This is a genomic window from Nocardioidaceae bacterium, assembly GCA_018672315.1.
Classification (GTDB): domain Bacteria; phylum Actinomycetota; class Actinomycetes; order Propionibacteriales; family Nocardioidaceae; genus TYQ2.
This window is the reverse complement of the sequence record CP076053.1, coordinates 3,054,025-3,073,024: the sequence shown is the minus strand read 5'-3', so window position 1 is coordinate 3,073,024 and position 19,000 is coordinate 3,054,025. Positions and strand designations below refer to the sequence as shown.

The window sequence follows — 19,000 nt, the reverse complement described above, 5'->3', positions numbered from 1 at the left end:
CTTCACGACCGCACCTCCCGGAAGCGCACGCGGACGCCGGGCCGCAGCAGCGCGGCGGGCTCCCGGTCCAGGTCGAACATCCGCTCGCGCGTCCTGCCGATCAGCTGCCAGCCGCCGGGGGACTCGGTCGGGTAGACCCCGCTGAACTCCCCCGCCAGACCGACGGCCCCCTCGGGCACGGCCGTGCGCGACTCCTCGCGCCGGGGCACGTGGAGCCGGTCGTCCTCGCCCACGAGGTAGCCGAACCCCGGCGCGAAGCCGCCGAAGGCGACCTGCCACTCCTGGCCCGTGTGGGCCGCGACCACACCGTCGCGGTCGAGGCCGGTGAGCCGGGCGACCTCCTCGAGGTCGTCCCCGTCGTAGACGACGGGGATCTCGACGACCTCCTCGTCGGCGACCTCCTCCGCAGCCAGGGGCGTCACGTCCTCGACCACCGCGCGGAGGTCTCCGACCGAGGCGCCGTCGGCGGCGGCGACCAGCACGGTCCGGGCCGCGGGCACGACCTCTCCCACAGTCGTTCCCGCGCTCTCCGGCGGCCGCTCGGCGAGGCCGCGTGCCCACGCGACGGCGGCGGCGGTGTCGTCGAGCTCGACGAGCAGGGCCCGGTCCCCGTACGGCAGCACCCTCATGCGAACGCCTCGATGCGCACGCCCGCCGCGACCAGGGCGTCGCGGACGGCCGTCGCCATCTCCACCGCCCCCGGGGAGTCGCCGTGGACGCAGACCGAGTCGCACGCCACCTCCACCTCTGTGCCGTCGACCGCGGTCACCACCCCCTCGGTGACCAGGCGCACGACCCGGGCCGCGACCTCGTCGGGGTCCTCCAGCAGGGCGCCGGACTGAGTCCGCGGCACCAGGGTGGCCTCGGCGGTGTAGCCGCGGTCGGCGAACGCCTCCCTCACGGTCCGCAGCCCGGCTGCGTCCCCGGCCGCGAGCAGCGCCGAGCCGGGGAGCCCGAGCAGCGGGAGCGAGGGGTCGTACGCCGTGACCGCGGCGACCACGGCCGCGGCCTGCTCCTCGTGCGTGACGCAGGTGTTGTAGAGCGCCCCGTGGGGCTTGACGTACGCCACCCGGGCGCCCGCGACGCGGGCCATCGCCTCGAGCGCGCCGAGCTGGTACAGCAGGTCGTCGGTCAGCTCCCCGGCGTCGTAGTCGATGAACCGACGACCGAACCCGGCCAGGTCGCGGTAGCCCACCTGGGCACCGATCACCACGCCGCGCTCGGCTGCGGTGGCACAGCACCGGCGCAGCGTCGAGGCGTCACCGGCGTGGAAGCCCCCGGCGACGTTGGCGCTGGAGACGGTCGCGAGCACCGCGTCGTCGTCGCCCAGGCGCCACCGCCCGAAGGACTCCCCCACGTCGCTGTTGAGGTCGACCGTCCTCGCGACCCGGCTCACAGCTTGCCCAGTTCCGAGGCGGCCAGGACCGCGATCCACAGCGAGATGCCCCAGCCGACCAGGCCGACGGACGCGAGCCAGCGCGGGTAGGCGTACCCGCCCATGAGGTCGCGCCGCCGCCAGGCGACCCACAGCAACAGGGTGAGGCCCAGCGGCAGGATCAGACCGTTGAAGGTGCCCGCGAAGATCAGCAGCGTGGTCGGCGTCTGCTCGACCGCGACGAAGATGCCGGCCGTGAGCACGATGAAGCCGCACGTCAGCGCGGTGACGACGCGACGCGGCGTGTTCTTGGTGGTCAGGAACGACACCGAGGTGTACGCGGCGCCGATCACCGAGGTGAGGGCCGCCGCCCAGAGGATCAGGCCGTACATGCGCAGACCGAACTCCCCGGCGGCGGCCTGGAACGCGGATCCCATGGGGTCGCTCTCGGAGAGCTCCGCGCCGGCGGCGACGACACCGAGGATCGCGAGGAACAGGATCGTCCGCATGACCCCGGTGGTCACGATGCTGATGACCGAGGACCGGGTGATGGCGCCGACGTTCTCCATGCCGGTGGCGCCGGAGTCCACCAGGCGGTGGGCGCCCGCGTAGGTGATGTAGCCACCGACGGTGCCGCCGATGATGGTGACGATCGCGACCGCGTCCACCGTGCTGGGGGCGACGCTCTCGCGCAGGGCCTGGGCGTACGGCGGGTCGCTGGTGAAGGTCATGACCAGCGCGGCGACCAGCATGACCACGCCGAGCACGACCACGATGCGGTCCAGCGCCGCCCCGGCGCGCTTGGAGAGGAAGATCGCGATGGCGATCGCCGCGGACACGGCTCCGCCGACCCGCGGGTCGATCTCGAGCAGCGCCTGGGTGCCCAGCCCGGAGCCGGCGACGTTGCCGATGTTGAAGACCAGCCCGCCGATCACGACGAGTCCGGCGAGCGCCCAGCCGGCCCCGGGCAGCACCTTGTTACCAAGCTCCTGGGCACGCATCCCGCTGACCCCGATGACACGCCACACGTTCATCTGGACGGCGATGTCGACGAGCACCGAGACGAGGATGGCGAAGGCGAACGCCGCGCCGAGCTGGGCGGTGTACTCCGCGGTCTGCGTCAGGAACCCGGGGCCGACGGCGCTGGTGGCCATGAGGAAGATCGCGCCGAGGATGGTCGACCTCGTGACCACGCCCGGCCCGCCGGTCCCGGACCCGTCCGTGCCCTCGGCACCGGAGGGGGCTGGTGTGGGCTGAGTCATACGGCCACGACATCACATCTGCCGACGATCCCGCACCCCGTGCGCGGCGTCCGTCACACCTGGCTGACGCGCGGCACCCGCGTCGATACCTTGCTCGCGGGCGCGTCCTGTGCGGTCGCGCCGCCGTCCTGCCCGACACCCGCCTGACTCCACCCCCCGAAGGAGCCACCCCGTGCAGCAGATCCTCGACGCCATCCTCGCCGGCGACACAGCCGGCGAGGAGTTCGCGAACCTCGCCCTGCCCGAGTCCTACCGCGCCGCGACCGTCCACAAGGACGAGGTCGACATGTTCGAGGGTGTCGAGTCCCGCGACAAGGACCCGCGCAAGTCCCTCCACGTCGAAGACGTCGCGATGCCCGAGCTGGGCCCGGGCGAGGCGCTGGTCGCCGTCATGGCCTCGGCCATCAACTACAACACCGTGTGGACCTCGATCTTCGAGCCCGTCTCCACCTTCGGCTTCCTCGAGCGCTACGGCCGCATCTCGCCGCTCACGGCCCGTCACGACCTGCCGTACCACATCGTGGGCTCCGACCTGTCCGGCGTCGTGCTGCAGACCGGACCGGGCGTCACCAAGTGGAAGCCCGGCCAGGAGGTCGTCGCGCACTGTCTCTCCGTCGAGCTCGAGGACCCCGAGGGCCACGACGACGCGATGATGGACCCGCAGCAGCGGATCTGGGGCTTCGAGACCAACTTCGGCGGCCTGGCGCACGTGGCGCTGGTGAAGTCCAACCAGCTGATGCCGAAGCCGGACCACCTCACCTGGGAGGAGGCCGCCTCCCCCGGCCTCGTGAACTGCACCGCGTACCGCCAGCTGGTCTCCAGGAACGGCGGCGCGATGAAGCAGGGCGACAACGTCCTGATCTGGGGCGCCTCGGGTGGTCTCGGCGGCTTCGCCACGCAATACGCCCTCAACGGCGGAGCCAACCCGGTCTGCGTGGTCTCCAACGAGGAGAAGGCGCAGATCGCGCGGTCCATGGGCGCCGAGATGGTCATCAACCGCTCGGAGGAGGACTACCGCTTCTGGAAGGACGAGCACAACCAGGACCCCAAGGAGTGGAAGCGCTTCGGCGCCAAGATCCGTGAGCTCACCGGCGGCGAGGACATCGACATCGTCTTCGAGCACCCGGGCCGGGAGACCTTCGGCGCCTCGGTGTACGTCACCCGCAAGGGCGGCACCATCACCACCTGCGCGTCGACCTCGGGCTACATGCACCAGTACGACAACCGCTACCTGTGGATGAACCTGAAGCGGATCATCTCGAGCCACTTCGCGAACTACCGCGAGTCGTGGGAGGCCAACCGCCTCGTGGCGCAGGGCAAGATCCACCCGACGGTCTCGCGGGTCTACTCCCTCGACGAGGTCGGCCAGGCCTCGCTCGACGTCCACCACAACAAGCACCAGGGCAAGGTCGGCGTGCTGTGCCTGGCCCCGGAGGAGGGTCTCGGCGTAGGCGACGAGGAGATGCGCGCCGAGCACGTCGACGCCATCAACCGCTTCCGCGGCGTCTGACCAGGGCCGTCGCACGACGGGCTCCCAGCGACCCCCACAGCGGCTCCGCAGGGCCGCGTCCCGCCGGTTCACGAACCCCCGGCGAGGCGCGGCCCTGCGTGCGTCGTGGCGGGCTTCCCGAGAGGTACCCTCTGGCCGCAGAGACCCTCGAGCAGCCGCTCGACCACCCTCGACGAGAAGGTATGCGAGCCCAGATGAGCAACGACACCTCCACCACTCCCTCGCACTACACGCAGGCTGCTGGCCCGTCGGCCGGGACGCCCTTCACGATCGCCCGACGTGGCGGCTACGAGCGTGCCGAGGTCGACCGTCGCCTCGCCGCCCTGGCGACCGAGCGCGCGGCGATGAAGGCGAGTCTCGAGGAGGCGTCGGCCCGCATCACCGAGCTCGAGTCCGCCGAGGGCGGCGCGGCCCAGGGTGAGGCGCAGGCACCCTCGTACGCGAGCCTCGGCGGCAAGGCGAGCGAGATGCTCCGCCTGGCCGAGGAGCAGGCTGCCGAGGTCATCGACAACGCCCGCCGGCAGGCCGACGACATCCGCGAGCAGGCCGAGCGCGAGGCGCGACGCATGACGCAGGAGGCGCACCGCGACGCCGAGGACATGAAGATGGTGCAGCTGCAGGAGCTGGACCAGCAGCGAGCCGAGCAGACCGAGCGTCTCGACCGCGAGCGCGCGCTCGCCAAGTCCGAGGCCGAGTCGGTCCTGGGTGACGCCCAGCGGGAGGCCGAGCAGGTGCGCCTGGCGGCCAACCAGGAGTCGACGTCGCTGCGCACGTCGGCCAAGCGCGACGCGGAGGCCATGCGGGCCGCCGCCGAGCGCGAGGTCCAGGAGGCTCGACGCACGCTCGCCGTGGAGAAGGAGCGCCTCACCCGCGAGGCGGCCGAGCACCACGACACCGCCGTCGCCGAGACCGACCGCATCGTCGCCGAGGCCGAGGAGCGAGCCACCGCGGCCGACCACCGCGCCCGCGAGGTCACCCAGCTCGCGACCGAGCAGCGCGACTCCGCCGCACGGGAGGCGGAGCAGCTCCTCACCCGTGCGCGTCGCGAGGCCGAGCAGACCGTCGCCCGCGCACGGGGTGAGGCCGAGACCCTGATCGACGAGCGCAAGGACGAGGTCGAGCGCGAGCTGGCCGACCTGCGCTCGGAGGTCGAGCGGCTCACCAAGCGACGCGACGGCATCGTCGGGCAGCTCGGCGCGCTCCGCGACGTCGTCTCCGGCTTCGGCGGCGGCGAGACCGAGGACTGATGTCCGACGAGACGTCCCCGCGCGCCCTCGGCGCACGGGGACGTCCTTTCGACCGGCGGTCTCCGCTGGCCATCGGTTTCCTGGGGGCCACCGGTGCCCTCACGGCGTACTTCCTGCTCAGCCTGCTCGCCGACCTGCGCCAGGTGCTCGTCCTGGTCGTGGTGGCGGCGTTCCTCGCCGTGGGGCTGGAGCCCCTCACCTCACGTCTGCAGCGGCGAGGGCTGACCCGAGGCCGGGCGGTGGCCGCCGTAACGGTCGGTCTCCTGCTCGTGCTGGTCGGCTTCGTGCTGCTGCTGGTGCCCGTGCTGGTGGACCAGGTCGTCGCGCTGCGCGACTCGGTGCCCATGTGGCTGGACGCGCTGGCCGGGAACGAGGCCATCCGCACCCTGGACGAGAACTACCAGGTCGTCGAGCGCATCCAGAGCTTCTTCCTCGACGGCGGCCTGGTGAGGACCGCCTTCGGCGGGGCGCTGGGGTTCGGGCTCGCCTTCCTGGCGGGTCTGGTCAACGCCTTCTTCCTCGTGGTGCTGACGCTGTACTTCCTGCTGGGTCTCCCCCAGATCAAGGCCGCCGCGTACCAGCTGGCGCCGGCGAGCCGTCGCGACCGCGTGAGCGCGCTGGGCGACGAGATGCTGCGCACCGTGGGCGGCTACGTCTCGGGCGCCGTGGTGGTCGCAGCCGTCGCCGGGGTGACCACATTGGTCTTCCTGGTCGTGGTCGGGCTGGGCGAGTACGCCGTGGCGCTGGCGCTCGTCGTGGCGCTCCTGGACGTGATCCCCCTGGTCGGCGCGACGATCGGCGGCGCGCTCGTGGTCGGCGTCGGCTTCGCCACCGACATCCCGACCGGCATCGCGTGCCTGGTGTTCGCCGTGGTCTACCAGCAGGTGGAGAACTACCTGGTCTACCCGCGGGTGATGGCGCGCACCGTCGATGTCCCGGGCCCGGTGATCCTCGTCGCCGCCCTCACCGGGGCCACGCTCCTCGGCGTGCTCGGGGCACTGCTCGCCGTGCCGGTGGCGGCGTCGCTGCTGGTGCTGCACCGCGAGGTGCTGGTGCCGTCCCAGGACCGGCGGTGACCGTCTGCTCCCGCAGCTGCTCGCGCGCCTGACCGAGGCGTACGACCAGCACGCCGCCGAGCACGACGACGCCCCCGACCACCTGCACCGGCCGGGGGAGCTCCCCCAGCAGAGCCCACGCGAAGAGCATCGCGAAGAGCACCTCGCTGAGCGCCACGAACGACGCCAGCCGTGACCCGAGCCGCCGGCTCGCGACGATCCCGGTGGCGTACGCCGTGGCACCGCAGACGGCGCCGAGCGCCAGGATCGGGACCCAGACGGGTACGACGACGCCCGCGTACGCGACCGTGTCCGAGGAGGCCGCCAGCGGCACCACACCCACGAGTCCCGCCACCAGGAGGAGGACCGCGCCCACCGCCATCCCTGCGGCAGCGAGGACGACCGGCGGGAGCAGGGGCGAGGAGTCGGCCGACATGATGAAGTACCCGGCCAGGCCGACCGCTGCGAGCAGCGCCCAGGCGACGCCGCCCATGTCCATGGGGCCCACGCCGGCCAGGTCGAGGACGAGCGCGAGGCCTGCGAGCGCGACCGCTCCTCCCGTCCAGGTCAGCCGGTCCGGCCGCCTGCCGTGGACGATCCAGGCCCAGATCACCACGAGCACCGGGCCGAGGTACTCCAACAGCAGGGCCACCCCGACGGGGATGGTGCGCACGGCGGAGAAGAAGGCGAGCTGGACGACCGCGACAGCCAGCACGGCGTACCCGAGCACCAGGGGCACGTGCGCGGCGAGCAGACCCCACCGTCCGCGCAGAGCGCGGAGTGCGGGCAGCGCCAGCACAAGGGCTCCGAGCCCGACCCGCGCGACCACCACGGCGCCGGCGCTCCACCCTGCCTCCAGCAAGGGTTTGGCGACCGCGCCGGAGAGGCCGAAGGCGGCCGCGCTCACGAGGGCGACGACGAGTCCGGCCCAGGCGCCGGACCCGGCGGGGATGTTGACACCGGCAGCGTCATGGGCGGCGTCATGGGCAACAGCGGTCATGGCGCGTGACACTAGTGCAGAATTGGTAAGGTCTCAACATGGCTTTCGCACATGACACGCTGGTGGCACTCAAGGCGCTCGAGGACCTGGTGAACACCGCGCCGCACGGTGAGGACCCGGTGGAGGTGCTGGAGACCCCCGAGGACCTCGCCGATTTCCTGGAGGAGCGCTACTACTCGGGTCGGGTGTCCGGCGACGACGACGAGCTCGCTGCCGTCCGCGCGATGCGACCCCGCCTGCGCGAGCTCGTGCTCGCCGACCGCGACGACGCCGCCGAGATCGTCAACACGATGCTCACCGAGTGCCGCGCGATGCCCCAGCTCGTCCGCCACGGCGGTTTCGACTGGCACGTGCACGCCGTGCCGGCTGACGCGCGCCTGGACCGTCGCATCATGGTGGAGTCGGCGATGGCCGTGCTCGACGTGATCAGGGCGGACGAGTACGGCCGCATGAGCACCTGCGACGCCACCGACTGCAGCGGGGTGGTCATCGACCTCTCCCGCAACCGCTCCCGGCGATTCTGCTCCACCTCCTGCGGCAACCGCATCGCGGTCGCGGCGTACCGCGCCCGCCAGGCGCAGGAGGCCGGCTGATGTCCCCGACGCTCCAGGTCACCTTCGATGCGGCCTCGCCCGCGCTGCTGGGGCGCTTCTGGCTCCACGTGCTCGACCCGGAGGGGTACGCCGTCGACCCTCCACCGAACTCCGAGGAGGCCGCGGACGCGTCGCGTGACCCCGAGGAGGTCCTGGCCCGCTGGCACGCGTTCCTGGCCGAGCAGCACGTGCCCCGCGAGCAGTGGGACTCCGCGTACGCCATCGTCGACCCGACGGGCACCGGCCCCCGGCTGCTGTTCCTCCGGGTCCCCGAGGCCAAGACGGCCAAGAACCGCGTCCACCTCGACCTGCGGCGTGGCGGCGACCTGCGCGGTCAGGCCCGCATGGACGCGCTCGAGGCCGAGGCGGCGCGGCTGGTCGCCCACGGCGCCACCCGCACCGCCCGCTTCGAGCCGGCGGCGTTCGAGCTGGGCTTCATCGTGATGGCCGACCCCGAGGGCAACGAGTTCTGCCTCACCTGAGACGACCCACGGGGCGTACGCCTCAGCGTCTGCTGTAGTCCCGGAAGCCCTTGCCGGTCTTGCGGCCGAGGTAGCCCGCGGTGACCAGGTGCTGCAACAGCGGTGCAGGCTTGAAGCCGGGCTCGCGGAACTCGGCGTACAGCTCCTTCTGGATCGCGAGCGACACGTCGTTGCCGACCACGTCGAGCAGCGCGAAGGGTCCCATCGGCAGGCGGCAGCCCTGCTTCATCGCCGTGTCGATGTCGTCGGCGCTGGCGTAGTGCGCCTCCAGCATCGAGACCGCGTCGTTGAGGTAGGGGAACAGCAGCGCGTTCACGATGAAGCCGGCGCGGTCGCCGCAGTTCACCGGCACCTTGCCGATCGCGGAGCAGAGCGCCGTGACCGACTCCGTGACGTCGGCGTCGGTGGAGACGGTGGAGACGACCTCGACGAGCTTCATGATCGGCGCCGGGTTGAAGAAGTGCATGCCGATCACGTCGCCGGGCCGCTTCGTGACGGCAGCGCACTGCGCGATCGGCAGCGAGGACGTCGTGGTGGCGAGGATGGCCCCGTCCTTGCAGATGCGGTCGAGGTTCTCGAAGAGGGCGGTCTTGATCGCGAGGTCCTCGGCGATGGCCTCGACGACGATGTCGACGTCGGCGAGGTCCTCCATCGAGGTCGACGGCCTGACGCGCGCAACGGTCTCGTCCTTCTTCGACTCCTCGAAGCGGCCCTTCGCGATCGCCTTGTCGATGCTCGTCGCCAGGCTGTCGGCGACGGCCTGGGCCTTCGCGTCGCTGCGGCCCACGCAGACCACGTCGTAGCCCGCCTTCGCGAAGACCTCGACGATGCCGGCGGCCATCGTGCCGGTGCCGACGACGCCGACGGTGCTGATCGTGTGCTTCAGCTCGGGCTTGTCGTCCGCCGAGGGCGTCCGGGAGTCGGGCACGGTCGAGGACGAGCCGACCCCCTCGTAGGTGTAGAAGCCGGCACCGGTCTTGCGACCCAGCAAGCCTGCGGTGACCATCTGCTTGAGGATCGGCGCCGGGGCGTGCAGCCGGTCGCCGGACTGCTCGTACATCGAGGCGAGGATCTCGTACGCCGTGTCGAGCCCGACCAGGTCCAGCAGCGCCAGCGGTCCCATGGGGTAGCCGCAGCCGAAGCGCATGGCCGCGTCGATGTCCTCGCGGGAGGCGTACCGCTCCTCGAACATGCGGACGGCGTGGTTGAGGTAGGAGAAGAGCAGCGCGTTGGCGATGAAGCCCGCCTTGTCGCCGACGGTGACGACGGTCTTGCCCAGCTTCTCGGCGAAGGCGGTCGCGGTGGCAACGGTCGTCGGCGAGGCGACGACGGTGGTGACGACCTCGACGAGCGGCTGCACGGGGGCGGGGTTGAAGAAGTGCAGCCCGACCACACGCGCGGGGTCCTTGGTGACGGTGGCGATCTCGGTCACCGAGAGCGAGGAGGTGTTGGTCGCGAGCACGGCGTCCTCGGCGACGATGCCGTCGAGGGCTGCGAGTACCTCGGTCTTGGTCGCGACGTCCTCGGTGACGGCCTCGATGACCAGCTGGGCGTCAGCGAGGTCGGCGAGGGAGGTCGTGAAGGTCAGGCGGCCGAGCAGCTGCTCGCGCTCCTCGGCGCTGAGCTTCTCCGCCGTGACGGCGCGCTGCGTCGACCGCTCGACGGCCTCACGGCCACGGTCCAGCGCCGCCCGGTCGCGCTCGACGGCGACGACGGAGACGCCGTGGCGGGCGATGACCTCGGTGATGCCCGCACCCATGGTGCCGAGCCCGACTACTCCTGCGGTGGTGATCTCTTCAGCCATGGCGGCATCCTCTCAGGACGACGACGCCGTCCGCCTCGTGTGAAGTCTCACGTGGCGGACGGCGCGTCTCAGTTGTCGATCACGTGCCGATCGGTGTCGCTCAGGTCGTGGCGCGCTCCTCCACCGGCACGACCGCGATGTCGCCCGACTGACGACCCTGGCGGAAGTTGCGCACCTCCTCGCGCACGATCGGCAGGAGCACGTAGCAGGCGGCCAGGTTGAACAGGGCGCACACGAAGAGCATCGCGTCGGCGAAGTCCAGCACCGAGCCCAGGTTGACCACCGCGCCGAGCACCGTGAACACCAGGAAGATGATCTTGAACGCGTTTTCCTTGGCCCGGCTGCGACCGACGAGCGTGGTCCACGCCTTGAGCGTGTAGTAGCTCCAGGTGATCAGCGTCGAGAAGGCGAAGAGGGCCACCGCGATGGTGAGCATGACGTCGAAGCCGGGGATGAAGGTGTCGAAGGACCGTGAGGTGAGCACGACACCCGCATCGTTGCTGATGCTCGAGCCGATGTTGTCGGTGTACTGCGGCACGCCCGCGATGATGATGGTCAGCGCCGTCATCGAGCAGATCACGACGGTGTCGATGAAGGGCTCGAGCAGCGCGACGTACCCCTCTGAGACCGGGTGCTTGGTCTTCACCGCCGAGTGCACGATCGGTGCCGAGCCGACGCCCGCCTCGTTGGAGAACGCCGCACGCTGGAAGCCGACGATGAGCACGCCGATGACACCGCCGGAGACCTCGGGGATGCCGAACGCGCCGGTGATGATGTCGCCTGCCGCCGAGGGCACCTGGCCCAGGTTGGAGCCGATGACGAACAGGCAGGCGCCGACGTAGAGCAGGCCCATGATCGGCACCAGACGGCTGGTCACCGCCCCGATCGACTTGACGCCGCCGATGATGACGACGCCGACCAGTCCCGCGAGGATCAGGCCGAAGATGAGCGAGGCGAGGGCCGAGTCGAGCAGTCCACCCTCACCACCGGTGATCTCGCGCGCCTGCGCGAACGTCTGGTTGGACTGGAATGCGTTGCCACCCAGGGCGCCGAACAGGAGCAGTGCGATGGCGAAGCCGGCGACGGCCGCGCGGTTCAGGATGCGCCCGACCGTCCTCATGCCGTCCGACGGGTTCTTGACGAGCTTCTGCCCGAGCCGGTCGTACGCGACCGGCAGGTAGGTGAACGGGCCCCCCGTGACGGTTCCGTCCTCGTGGACGATGCGGTACCGGACACCGAGGGTGCACTCCACGAACTTCGTGCACATGCCGAGCAGACCCGCCACGACCATCCAGAACAGCGCGCCCGCGCCGCCCACGGTCATCGCCACCGCGACTCCCGCGATGTTGCCGAGGCCGACCGTGCCCGAGAGCGCCGATGACAGGGCTTGGAAGTGGGTCACCTCGCCGGGATCACTCGCGCGTGAGTACTTGCCCCGCACGAGGTCCCACGACGTGCGCAGGCCCGTGACCTGCGGCGCCTTGAAGTAGATCGTGAAGATCACGGCGGCGATCACGAGCCAGAAGACGATGGGCGTGATGGCGACGCCCCCGACGGTGAAACTGAAGAAGATGACGTTCGTGGCGACCTCGGCCACCGGTTCGAAGATCGAGTTGATGGCCTCCTCGAGACGAGGGATGAACCCCGTCGGCTCGTCGCCCTCGGCCGCGAGTGTCACGGCACGTTCGAGCGGGGCGACCAATTGCGCGATCACGGGAGTCATCCCGACAGGGAACACCACCGAGGTCGTGATGTGAAGCACCCCGCGCGGATCGGTACGCGCCGTTCACACGAGTCGTCCCCGCCCGGACCGCCGGAACAGGTCCACGACGTACGCTGTCGCCCCGTGAGACTCCTCGTCGCCCGCTGCCAGGTCGACTACGCCGGTCGGCTCAGCGCCCACCTCCCCATGGCCACGCGGGTGGTGATGGTCAAGGGCGACGGCTCCGTGCTGGTCCACTCCGACGGCGGCTCCTACAAGCCGCTGAACTGGATGAGTCCTCCATGCACCCTGCGTGAGGCCCTTGACGACGACGGTCGCGCGGTGTGGACGGTCGCCGCGGCCAAGAGCGACGACACCCTCCGCATCACCATCGAGGAGGTGCTGCACGACTCCAGCCACGACCTCGGCGTCGACCCGGGGTTGCAGAAGGACGGCGTCGAGAAGCACCTCCAGGAGCTGCTGGCCGAGCACCCCGCCACCCTGTCGACCGGCCTGACGCTCGTACGCCGGGAGTTCCCGACCGCCATCGGACCGGTCGACCTGATGTGCCGTGACGGGGTGGGCGGCTCGGTCGCGGTCGAGATCAAGCGTCGGGGTGACATCGACGGCGTCGAGCAGCTCACGCGCTACCTCGAGCTGCTCAACCGCGACCCGCTCCTCACCGCGAAGGGGCCCGTGCGCGGCATCTTCGCCGCCCAGGAGATCAGGCCCCAGGCCCGGGTGCTGGCCGAGGACCGCGGCATCACCTGTGCCGTGGTCGACTACGACGCGCTGCGCGGCGTCGACGACCCCTCGTCCAGGCTCTTCTGACCTACCTTCGTCGGCCGGCCGGGGGCGAACAGCGCCGCCCAAGCCAGCGAGGCCGTGCCCGCGCCGAGCAGGAGCATTCCGACCAGTCCCAGCGGGGAGAAGATGTGGTCGGTGTGCACGAGATAGGCGCCGGGCAGCAGCAGCAGGCCGCCGACAGCGCGGAGGCGGTGGCGCACCAGGTGGTCCACCGCCACGACGAGCACGCAGATCATGAGCGCCCACGAGCCGACGTACCCCAGCTGGTCGCCGATGCTGAAGATGAGCCCGATCTCCTCGCGGTCGCCGGTGTCCTCCTTGCGCATCAGGACGTAGCCGTTGCCCACGCCTGCGAGCACGTCCAGGGCGGTGTAGAACGTGGCGTAGACGTAGCCGGTCACGCCGACGACGCCTCTCACGGCCCAGCGGGCGAGCCACCCGCCCTCCGGGTCCGCCGGACCGAGCAGGTGCCGGTGGTAGAGCGCGATGAGCGCGACACCCACCAGGGGGAACCCCAGGATGCCGACGACGTGCAGCTGGAACCACAGCTCGGCGGTCTCCGGCCGGAACGCGTTCGGCGGGCTGGGGTGCAGCACGGCGCCACCGGCCATGGCGAGACCGGGCAGGGCGAAGAGCGCGACGAGCAGACGACGGTCCATGCCGTCAGGCTAGGCGTCGACGCCTGAGAGTTGCCGGGGCGAGGTCGAGCGCTGCTTCGGGAGGATCACCCGGAAGGTGGTGCCGCGACCGGGTGCGGACTCTCCGACCAGCCTCCCGCCGTGACCCTCGACGATCGCCTTCGCGATCGGCAGACCGAGTCCGGCGCCCTGCCGCTCGTCGCGGACGGCGTCCGCCCCGCGGAACAGACGCTCGAAGACGTGCGACAGCTCTCCGTCCCCGATGCCCGGTCCGTCGTCGCTCAGCTCGAGCACCACCGAGTCCTCGGTGGCGTGGACGCTGACGTCGAGACGCGTGCCGCGCGGGCAGTGCTTGACCACGTTCTGCGTGAGGTGTGCCAGAGCCATCGTGAGGCGCTGCTCGTCCAGCTCGACGAACAGACCCTCCGCGAGCTCGTCGTCGAGGCCGATGAGCCGGATCTCCTGACCGGCCTCGTGCGCGGCCGGCGCGGCCTCGGCGACGGCCTGCCGGACGACGGCCACCAGCGACGAACGCGTGGGGTTGACGTCGAAGCTCGAGTCCTCGATCGCCACCAGCGTCAGCAGGTCGTCGACCAGGCGCAGCTCGCGTGCCGCGCTGCGCGAGATCACCTCGAGGAAACGGCGTGCGACCGGACTCATGCTGTCGTCGTCCATGTCCTCGAGCATCTCGCCGTAGCCGATGATCGAGGTCAGGGGCGTACGCAGCTCGTGCGACAAGGTCGCGAAGAACTCCGACTTCATGCGCTCGGACTCCGCCTGCAGGGCCACCCGCTCGGAGATGTCGCGCACCGCCGCGGAGACCAGCACCCCGTCCTCGGTCTGCAGGGGGGCCAGCGTGATCTCGACCGGGAAGTACGACCCGTCCTTGCGCAGGGCTCGCAGGTCGTTGCCCGCCCCCATCTGCAGGGGGCGCTCCGCGTGCCGGAAGCCGGCACGGTGCGCGCGGTGACGCTCGCGCAGCTCGAAGGGCAGGAGCATCTCGATCGGGGAGCCGATCATCTCCTCGCGCGTCCAGCCGAACAGCTCCTCGGTGCGCTGGTTCACCAGCACGATCAGGCCGTCCTCGTCGGCGATCACCTTGCCGTCAGGCGCCGACTCCAGCAGGTCACGGAACCGTCGTTCGGCCATCCTGCGCTCGGTGAGGTCCCGCACCGCCGCCGAGACCAGCAGGCCGTCCTCGGTCTGCAGCAGGCTCAACGACACCTCGACCGGGAAGTCGGTGCCGTCGGCGCGACGGCCCACCCAGTCCGCGTCGCCGGACACGATCGTGTGTCGTCCGGCGGCGCGGTCCGGGTCCTCACGGAGCTCGCGCAGGTAGCTGCCGACCGCGTCGGGCAGGAGCAGCTCGACCGGTCGACCGACCACCTGGGTCCGGTCGTAGCCGAACACGTGCTCGGTCTGGGCGTTGACGAGGGCGATCGTCCCGTCCTCGTCGACGATGACCTTCGCGTCCGGCGCGTGCTCGACGAGCTGCTGGAAGCGGTGCTGGGCGAACCACTTGTCGCTGACGTCGCGGATGGCGGCCAGCACGGCGCGGCCGGAATCCGTCCGCACCGAGGCCAGGGACACCTCGGCGGGGAACGCGCTGCCGTCCCGTCGACGGGCGGTGATCTCACGCACCGAGCCCGCATCGTCGCCGAGCGCCTCGGCACCGGTGACCTCGCCGGGCAGGATGGCGGCGACCGGCAGTCCGAGCAGCTCATCACGCAGGAAACCGAACATCTTCTCGGTGCGTGCGTTCACCAGCGCGATGGCACCGGTCTCGTCGACCAGGATCTTGGCGTCCGGGTCGACCTCGACGAGGTTGCGGAACAGCTCGAGCCCGCTGGTGGAGGTCGAGGGGCGCACGACGAGCAGCACGACCCCGGCGTCCACGCCCTCCAACGACTTCTCCGACACGTCGACACGCGCCAGCTCACCGCCCGCGCGGCGCGCCATCGTGGCGTACGGCCGCGCTCCGTCGCGGGCCGGTGTCGTGCGGCGGCGCCACCCCGGCAGCAGCTCCTCGACGCCGGCGCCGAGCAGCGGGGCCTGCCCGAAGAGGTCGCGCGCGCAGCCGTTGTCGGCGAGGACGCGGCCCCCGGGGTCCAGCACCAGGATGGCGTCAGGGAGCCACTCGACCCACGCGAACTCCGGCGACGAGGCGCGTACGGGCGCGACCGGGGACACCGGCGCCCGCGGAAGCCGTTCCGGCCCCGCCTCGTGAACCGTCATCGCGCAGACTCCCCCTCGCCGGCCCCCCGGCGCCAGACGACGCCTCCGTCGTGGAGCCTAGGTCTGTCGCGGGTCCGGCGTGGCGGAAACGCCCGTTCTTCACCCTGGGGCCGGAGACGCGTGAGGAGTCAGGCCAGGCCGTTCGCTTCGCGGATCACGTCGACGATGCCACCCATGATCTCGGTGAGCCCGAAATCCTTCGGCGTGAAGACCGCGGCCACACCCTGCTCGCGAAGCCGTGCCGCGTCCGAGCCGGGGATGATCCCGCCGACGATCACCGGCAGGTCTCCCAGCCCGGCCTTGCGGAGGCCTTCGAGGACGGCGGGCACCAGCTCCATGTGCGAACCGGACAGGATGGAGAGCCCGACGCAGTGCACGTCCTCGGCGACCGCGGCGGCGACGATCTGCTCCGGGGTCAGCCGGATGCCCTGGTAGACGACCTCGAAGCCCGCGTCGCGCGCCCGCACCGCGACCTGTTCGGCGCCGTTGGAGTGTCCGTCGAGACCGGGTTTCCCGACCAGCAGGCGCAGTCGTCCACCCAGCTCGTCACCGGTGTCGGAGACGCGCGTACGCACCGCGGTCAGCTCGTTGCCGGCCTCGACCACGCCGACGGCGCCGGTGACCCCGGTCGGCGCACGGAACTCGCCGAAGACCTCGCGCAACGTGCCGGCCCACTCCCCCGTCGTGGCACCGGCCCGGGCGGCCGCCAGCGTGGCGGCCATGAGGTTCGCGTCGGACTTCGCGTCCGAGGCCAGCCGCTCCAGCGATGTCGTCACAGCGTGCTCGTCCCGCTGCTCCTTCCACTCCGCCAGACCGGCGAGCGCCGCGCGCTCGGCCTCGGGGTCGGCGACCTGGATGGCGCCGTCGAGGTCGGCGGTCAGCGGCGAGGGCTCGGTGGTGGTGAAGGCGTTGACGCCCACGACCTTGTCGTCGCCCGCCTCGATGCGTGCGCGTCGCCGTGCGTGGGAGGACACGAGCGCCTGCTTCATGTAGCCCGTCTCCACCGCCGCGATCGCACCGCCCATCGCCTGCACGCGGTCCATCTCCTCGCGCGCGCTCGCCACGAGCTCGGCGACCTTCCGCTCCACCACGTGGGAGCCGTCGAAGAGGTCCTCGTACTCCAACAGGTCGGACTCGAAGGCCAGCACCTGCTGCAGCCGCAGCGACCACTGCTGGTCCCACGGGCGCGGCAGGCCGAGGGCCTCGTTCCAGGCAGGCAGCTGCACCGCGCGCGCACGGGCGGTCTTCGACAGCGTCACGCCCAGCATCTCCAGGACGATGCGCTGCACGTTGTTCTCCGGCTGGGCCTCGGTCAGCCCCAGGCTGTTGACCTGGACGCCGTAGCGGAAGCGGCGCATCTTCTCATCGGTCACGCCGTAGCGCTCGCGCGTGATCTCGTCCCAGAGCTCGACGAAGGCGCGCATCTTGCACATCTCCTCGACGAAGCGCACCCCGGCGTTGACGAAGAAGGAGATGCGCCCGACGACCTTCGCGAAGTCCTCCTCCGCGACCTGACCAGAGGCCTTGACCTCGTCGAGGACCGCGATGGCCGTGCACAGCGCGTACGCCAGCTCCTGCGTCGGTGTCGCGCCCGCCTCCTGCAGGTGGTAACTGCAGATGTTGATCGGGTTCCACTTCGGGATCTGGTGGACGGTGTAGCTGATCATGTCGCTGATCAGCCGCAGGGAGTGCTCGGGCGGGAAGACGTAGGTGCCCCGGGAGAGGTACTCCTTGATGATGTCGTTCTGGGTGGTGCCCGCCAGCTGCGCGGCCACCTCCTCGGCGGACAGGTCGGGGTTCTGCTCCTCGGCCGCGACCTGGTAGAGCGCGAGCAGCCACATCGCGGTCGCGTTGATGGTCATCGACGTGTTCATGTCGGTGAGCGGGATGTCCTCGAAGAGCCGCCGCATCTCACCCAGGTGCGGCACGGGGACGCCGACCTTGCCGACCTCCCCCCGCGCCAGCGCGGAGTCCGGGTCGTAGCCCGTCTGCGTCGGGAGGTCGAAGGCGACCGAGAGGCCGGTCTGTCCCTTGGAGAGGTTCGTGCGGTACAGCTTGTTCGACTCCGTGGCCGAGCTGTGCCCGGCGTAGGTGCGCATGACCCACGGACGCGACTTGGGCTTGGGCTCGTCTCCGGCGCCGGCGGGGTGCTGCTCGCTCTCGCTCATGGCCGGATCCTACTGGCGGGTCACCTCGCCGCGGCAGGTCGATGACGTGAGACGAACCCCACCCGCCGGGGGGCTCGTGGCTGGTTCAGGCAGCGGAGTCGGACCGGTCCCAGCGCAGCCAGCGACCGAGCCCGGACAGCTGGACGCACCGGCGTACGGCCGCAGGTCCTCCGCGCAGCACGACATGCACGCCGGCACGTTCGGCGTGGCGCGAGGCCACCGCGACCGCTCGCAGCACGGTCAGGTCGACCAACGTGGCGGCGGAGAGGTCCACGGTGCAGGTGCCCCCGTGGCGTACGGAGGCGAGCGTCTCGTACAACGCCGCGCGCACCGCCGGCGCATGGCGTCCGTCGAGCACCCCTTCGAGGCGCACGACGTCCTCGGCCGTTGCCTGTGCGTTCCCCATGTGCGCCCCCTCCGCGACCGCCGGTACTCAGTCTGCGGCCCTCGAGGGACATCGAGGTCACGACACGTCAGGACGTGTCCGTTTTGTGATCAGTGGATGTCGCGGTGGACGCGTCAGCGCTCCCCGCCGGGCTGCCACAGCACGTCGCCCTGCGCGAGGTTCGCGTGCCTGGCGAGGATGAACAGCAGGTCGGAGAGACGGTTGAGATAGCGGGTCGCGAGCGGATTCATCGACTCCGCGTGCTCGTCCCAGGCGGCCCAGGCCGCCCGCTCGGCGCGACGGCAGACCGTGCGCGCCACGTGCAGCTGCGCCGCGGCAGGAGTGCCGCCCGGCAGGATGAAGGACCGTAGCGGCTGCAGGTCGGCGTTGAAGGTGTCGCAGTGCTCCTCGAGCCGGTCCACGTAGACCTGCTCGATGCGCAGCGGAGGGAACTCCGGGTCCTCCACGACCGGGGTGCACAGGTCGGCGCCGAGGTCGAACAGCTCGTTCTGCAGACGCTGCAGCAGGTCGTCGACCTCCGGTGCGAGATCGGTGCACGACCGCACGACGCCGAGCTGGCTGTTGAGCTCGTCGACGTCCGCGTACGCCACCAGGCGCGGGTCGGTCTTGCGAGTCTCCGACATGTCGCCCAGCCGGGTCGTGCCGCCGTCACCCGTCCGGGTGTAGATCCGCGTCAGGTTGACCATGCCCCGAGCGTACGGCCCACCTCGACGCTT

General features: G+C 71.1%; 17 protein-coding genes. 6 read left to right on the top strand and 11 right to left on the bottom strand.

Annotated elements, in window-relative coordinates:
- Positions 1–2 precede the first annotated feature (2 nt).
- The 3 genes from KLP28_14820 to KLP28_14810 are packed head-to-tail and all read right to left on the bottom strand — an operon-like array spanning position 3 to position 2,637.
- Positions 3–629, bottom strand: a complete 627-nt coding sequence (locus KLP28_14820; GenBank protein ID QWC84811.1) for an allophanate hydrolase subunit 1 — start codon at positions 627–629, stop codon at positions 3–5.
- Positions 626–1,396, bottom strand: a complete 771-nt coding sequence (locus KLP28_14815; GenBank protein QWC84810.1) for a LamB/YcsF family protein — start codon at positions 1,394–1,396, stop codon at positions 626–628. The genes KLP28_14820 and KLP28_14815 overlap by 4 nt, the downstream gene beginning before the upstream one ends.
- Entirely contained in the window at positions 1,393–2,637 is a 1,245-nt protein-coding gene (locus KLP28_14810; protein ID QWC84809.1) for a divalent metal cation transporter, read from the bottom strand. The genes KLP28_14815 and KLP28_14810 overlap by 4 nt, the downstream gene beginning before the upstream one ends.
- Positions 2,638–2,809: 172 nt before the next feature.
- On the opposite strand from KLP28_14810, the gene ccrA reads away from it, so the two are divergent.
- The 3 genes from ccrA (at position 2,810) to KLP28_14795 (ending at position 6,470) form a co-directional block, all read left to right on the top strand.
- The gene (gene ccrA, locus KLP28_14805) at positions 2,810–4,147 is read left to right on the top strand and encodes a crotonyl-CoA carboxylase/reductase (protein ID QWC84808.1); all 1,338 of its coding nucleotides are present in this window, start codon (positions 2,810–2,812) and stop codon (positions 4,145–4,147) included.
- A gap of 194 nt (positions 4,148–4,341) precedes the next feature.
- Entirely contained in the window at positions 4,342–5,394 is a 1,053-nt protein-coding gene (locus tag KLP28_14800) for a hypothetical protein (protein ID QWC84807.1), read from the top strand.
- Positions 5,394–6,470 carry an AI-2E family transporter gene (locus tag KLP28_14795; protein QWC84806.1) on the top strand — a complete coding sequence of 359 codons (1,077 nt, stop codon included), beginning with the start codon at positions 5,394–5,396 and terminating at the stop codon, positions 6,468–6,470. Before KLP28_14800 ends, KLP28_14795 begins: the two co-directional genes overlap by 1 nt.
- On the opposite strand, the gene KLP28_14790 is transcribed toward KLP28_14795, so the two are convergent.
- Positions 6,358–7,401: a DMT family transporter gene (locus KLP28_14790; protein QWC87007.1), complete on the bottom strand. Its 1,044-nt coding sequence runs from the start codon at positions 7,399–7,401 to the stop codon at positions 6,358–6,360. The genes KLP28_14795 and KLP28_14790 overlap by 113 nt on opposite strands.
- 86 nt (positions 7,402–7,487) lie before the next feature.
- Here KLP28_14790 and KLP28_14785 point away from each other — a divergent pair, with 86 nt between their 5' ends.
- Together KLP28_14785 and KLP28_14780 are read left to right on the top strand one after the other, a co-directional pair.
- Positions 7,488–8,042: a CGNR zinc finger domain-containing protein gene (locus KLP28_14785; protein ID QWC84805.1), complete on the top strand. Its 555-nt coding sequence runs from the start codon at positions 7,488–7,490 to the stop codon at positions 8,040–8,042.
- A complete protein-coding gene (locus tag KLP28_14780; protein ID QWC84804.1) occupies positions 8,042–8,524 on the top strand; it encodes a VOC family protein in 483 nt (160 codons plus the stop codon). The genes KLP28_14785 and KLP28_14780 overlap by 1 nt, the downstream gene beginning before the upstream one ends.
- A 22-nt stretch (positions 8,525–8,546) precedes the next feature.
- Here the strand turns inward: KLP28_14780 and KLP28_14775 are convergent, their stop codons facing one another.
- A complete protein-coding gene (locus tag KLP28_14775; GenBank protein ID QWC84803.1) occupies positions 8,547–10,328 on the bottom strand; it encodes an NAD(P)-binding domain-containing protein in 1,782 nt (593 codons plus the stop codon).
- Between the two features lie 100 nt (positions 10,329–10,428).
- Entirely contained in the window at positions 10,429–12,051 is a 1,623-nt protein-coding gene (locus tag KLP28_14770) for an alanine:cation symporter family protein (GenBank protein ID QWC84802.1), read from the bottom strand.
- A 123-nt stretch (positions 12,052–12,174) separates the two neighbouring features.
- Between KLP28_14770 and nucS the strand changes: the two genes are divergently transcribed.
- The gene (gene nucS, locus KLP28_14765) at positions 12,175–12,861 is read left to right on the top strand and encodes an endonuclease NucS (GenBank protein QWC84801.1); all 687 of its coding nucleotides are present in this window, start codon (positions 12,175–12,177) and stop codon (positions 12,859–12,861) included.
- Here nucS and KLP28_14760 read toward each other — a convergent pair.
- From KLP28_14760 to KLP28_14740, 5 genes are all read right to left on the bottom strand, one after another.
- Positions 12,813–13,496, bottom strand: a complete 684-nt coding sequence (locus KLP28_14760) for a hypothetical protein (GenBank protein QWC84800.1) — start codon at positions 13,494–13,496, stop codon at positions 12,813–12,815. The two genes, nucS and KLP28_14760, sit on opposite strands and share 49 nt — an antisense overlap.
- A 9-nt stretch (positions 13,497–13,505) precedes the next feature.
- The gene (locus KLP28_14755; GenBank protein ID QWC84799.1) at positions 13,506–15,710 is read right to left on the bottom strand and encodes a PAS domain S-box protein; all 2,205 of its coding nucleotides are present in this window, start codon (positions 15,708–15,710) and stop codon (positions 13,506–13,508) included.
- 128 nt (positions 15,711–15,838) lie between these two features.
- Positions 15,839–17,878: a protein meaA gene (locus tag KLP28_14750; protein QWC84798.1), complete on the bottom strand. Its 2,040-nt coding sequence runs from the start codon at positions 17,876–17,878 to the stop codon at positions 15,839–15,841.
- Between the two features lie 85 nt (positions 17,879–17,963).
- Positions 17,964–18,284: an STAS domain-containing protein gene (locus KLP28_14745; GenBank protein QWC84797.1), complete on the bottom strand. Its 321-nt coding sequence runs from the start codon at positions 18,282–18,284 to the stop codon at positions 17,964–17,966.
- 113 nt (positions 18,285–18,397) lie between these two features.
- The gene (locus KLP28_14740) at positions 18,398–18,970 is read right to left on the bottom strand and encodes a cob(I)yrinic acid a,c-diamide adenosyltransferase (protein ID QWC84796.1); all 573 of its coding nucleotides are present in this window, start codon (positions 18,968–18,970) and stop codon (positions 18,398–18,400) included.
- Between the last annotated feature and the right edge of the window lie 30 nt (positions 18,971–19,000).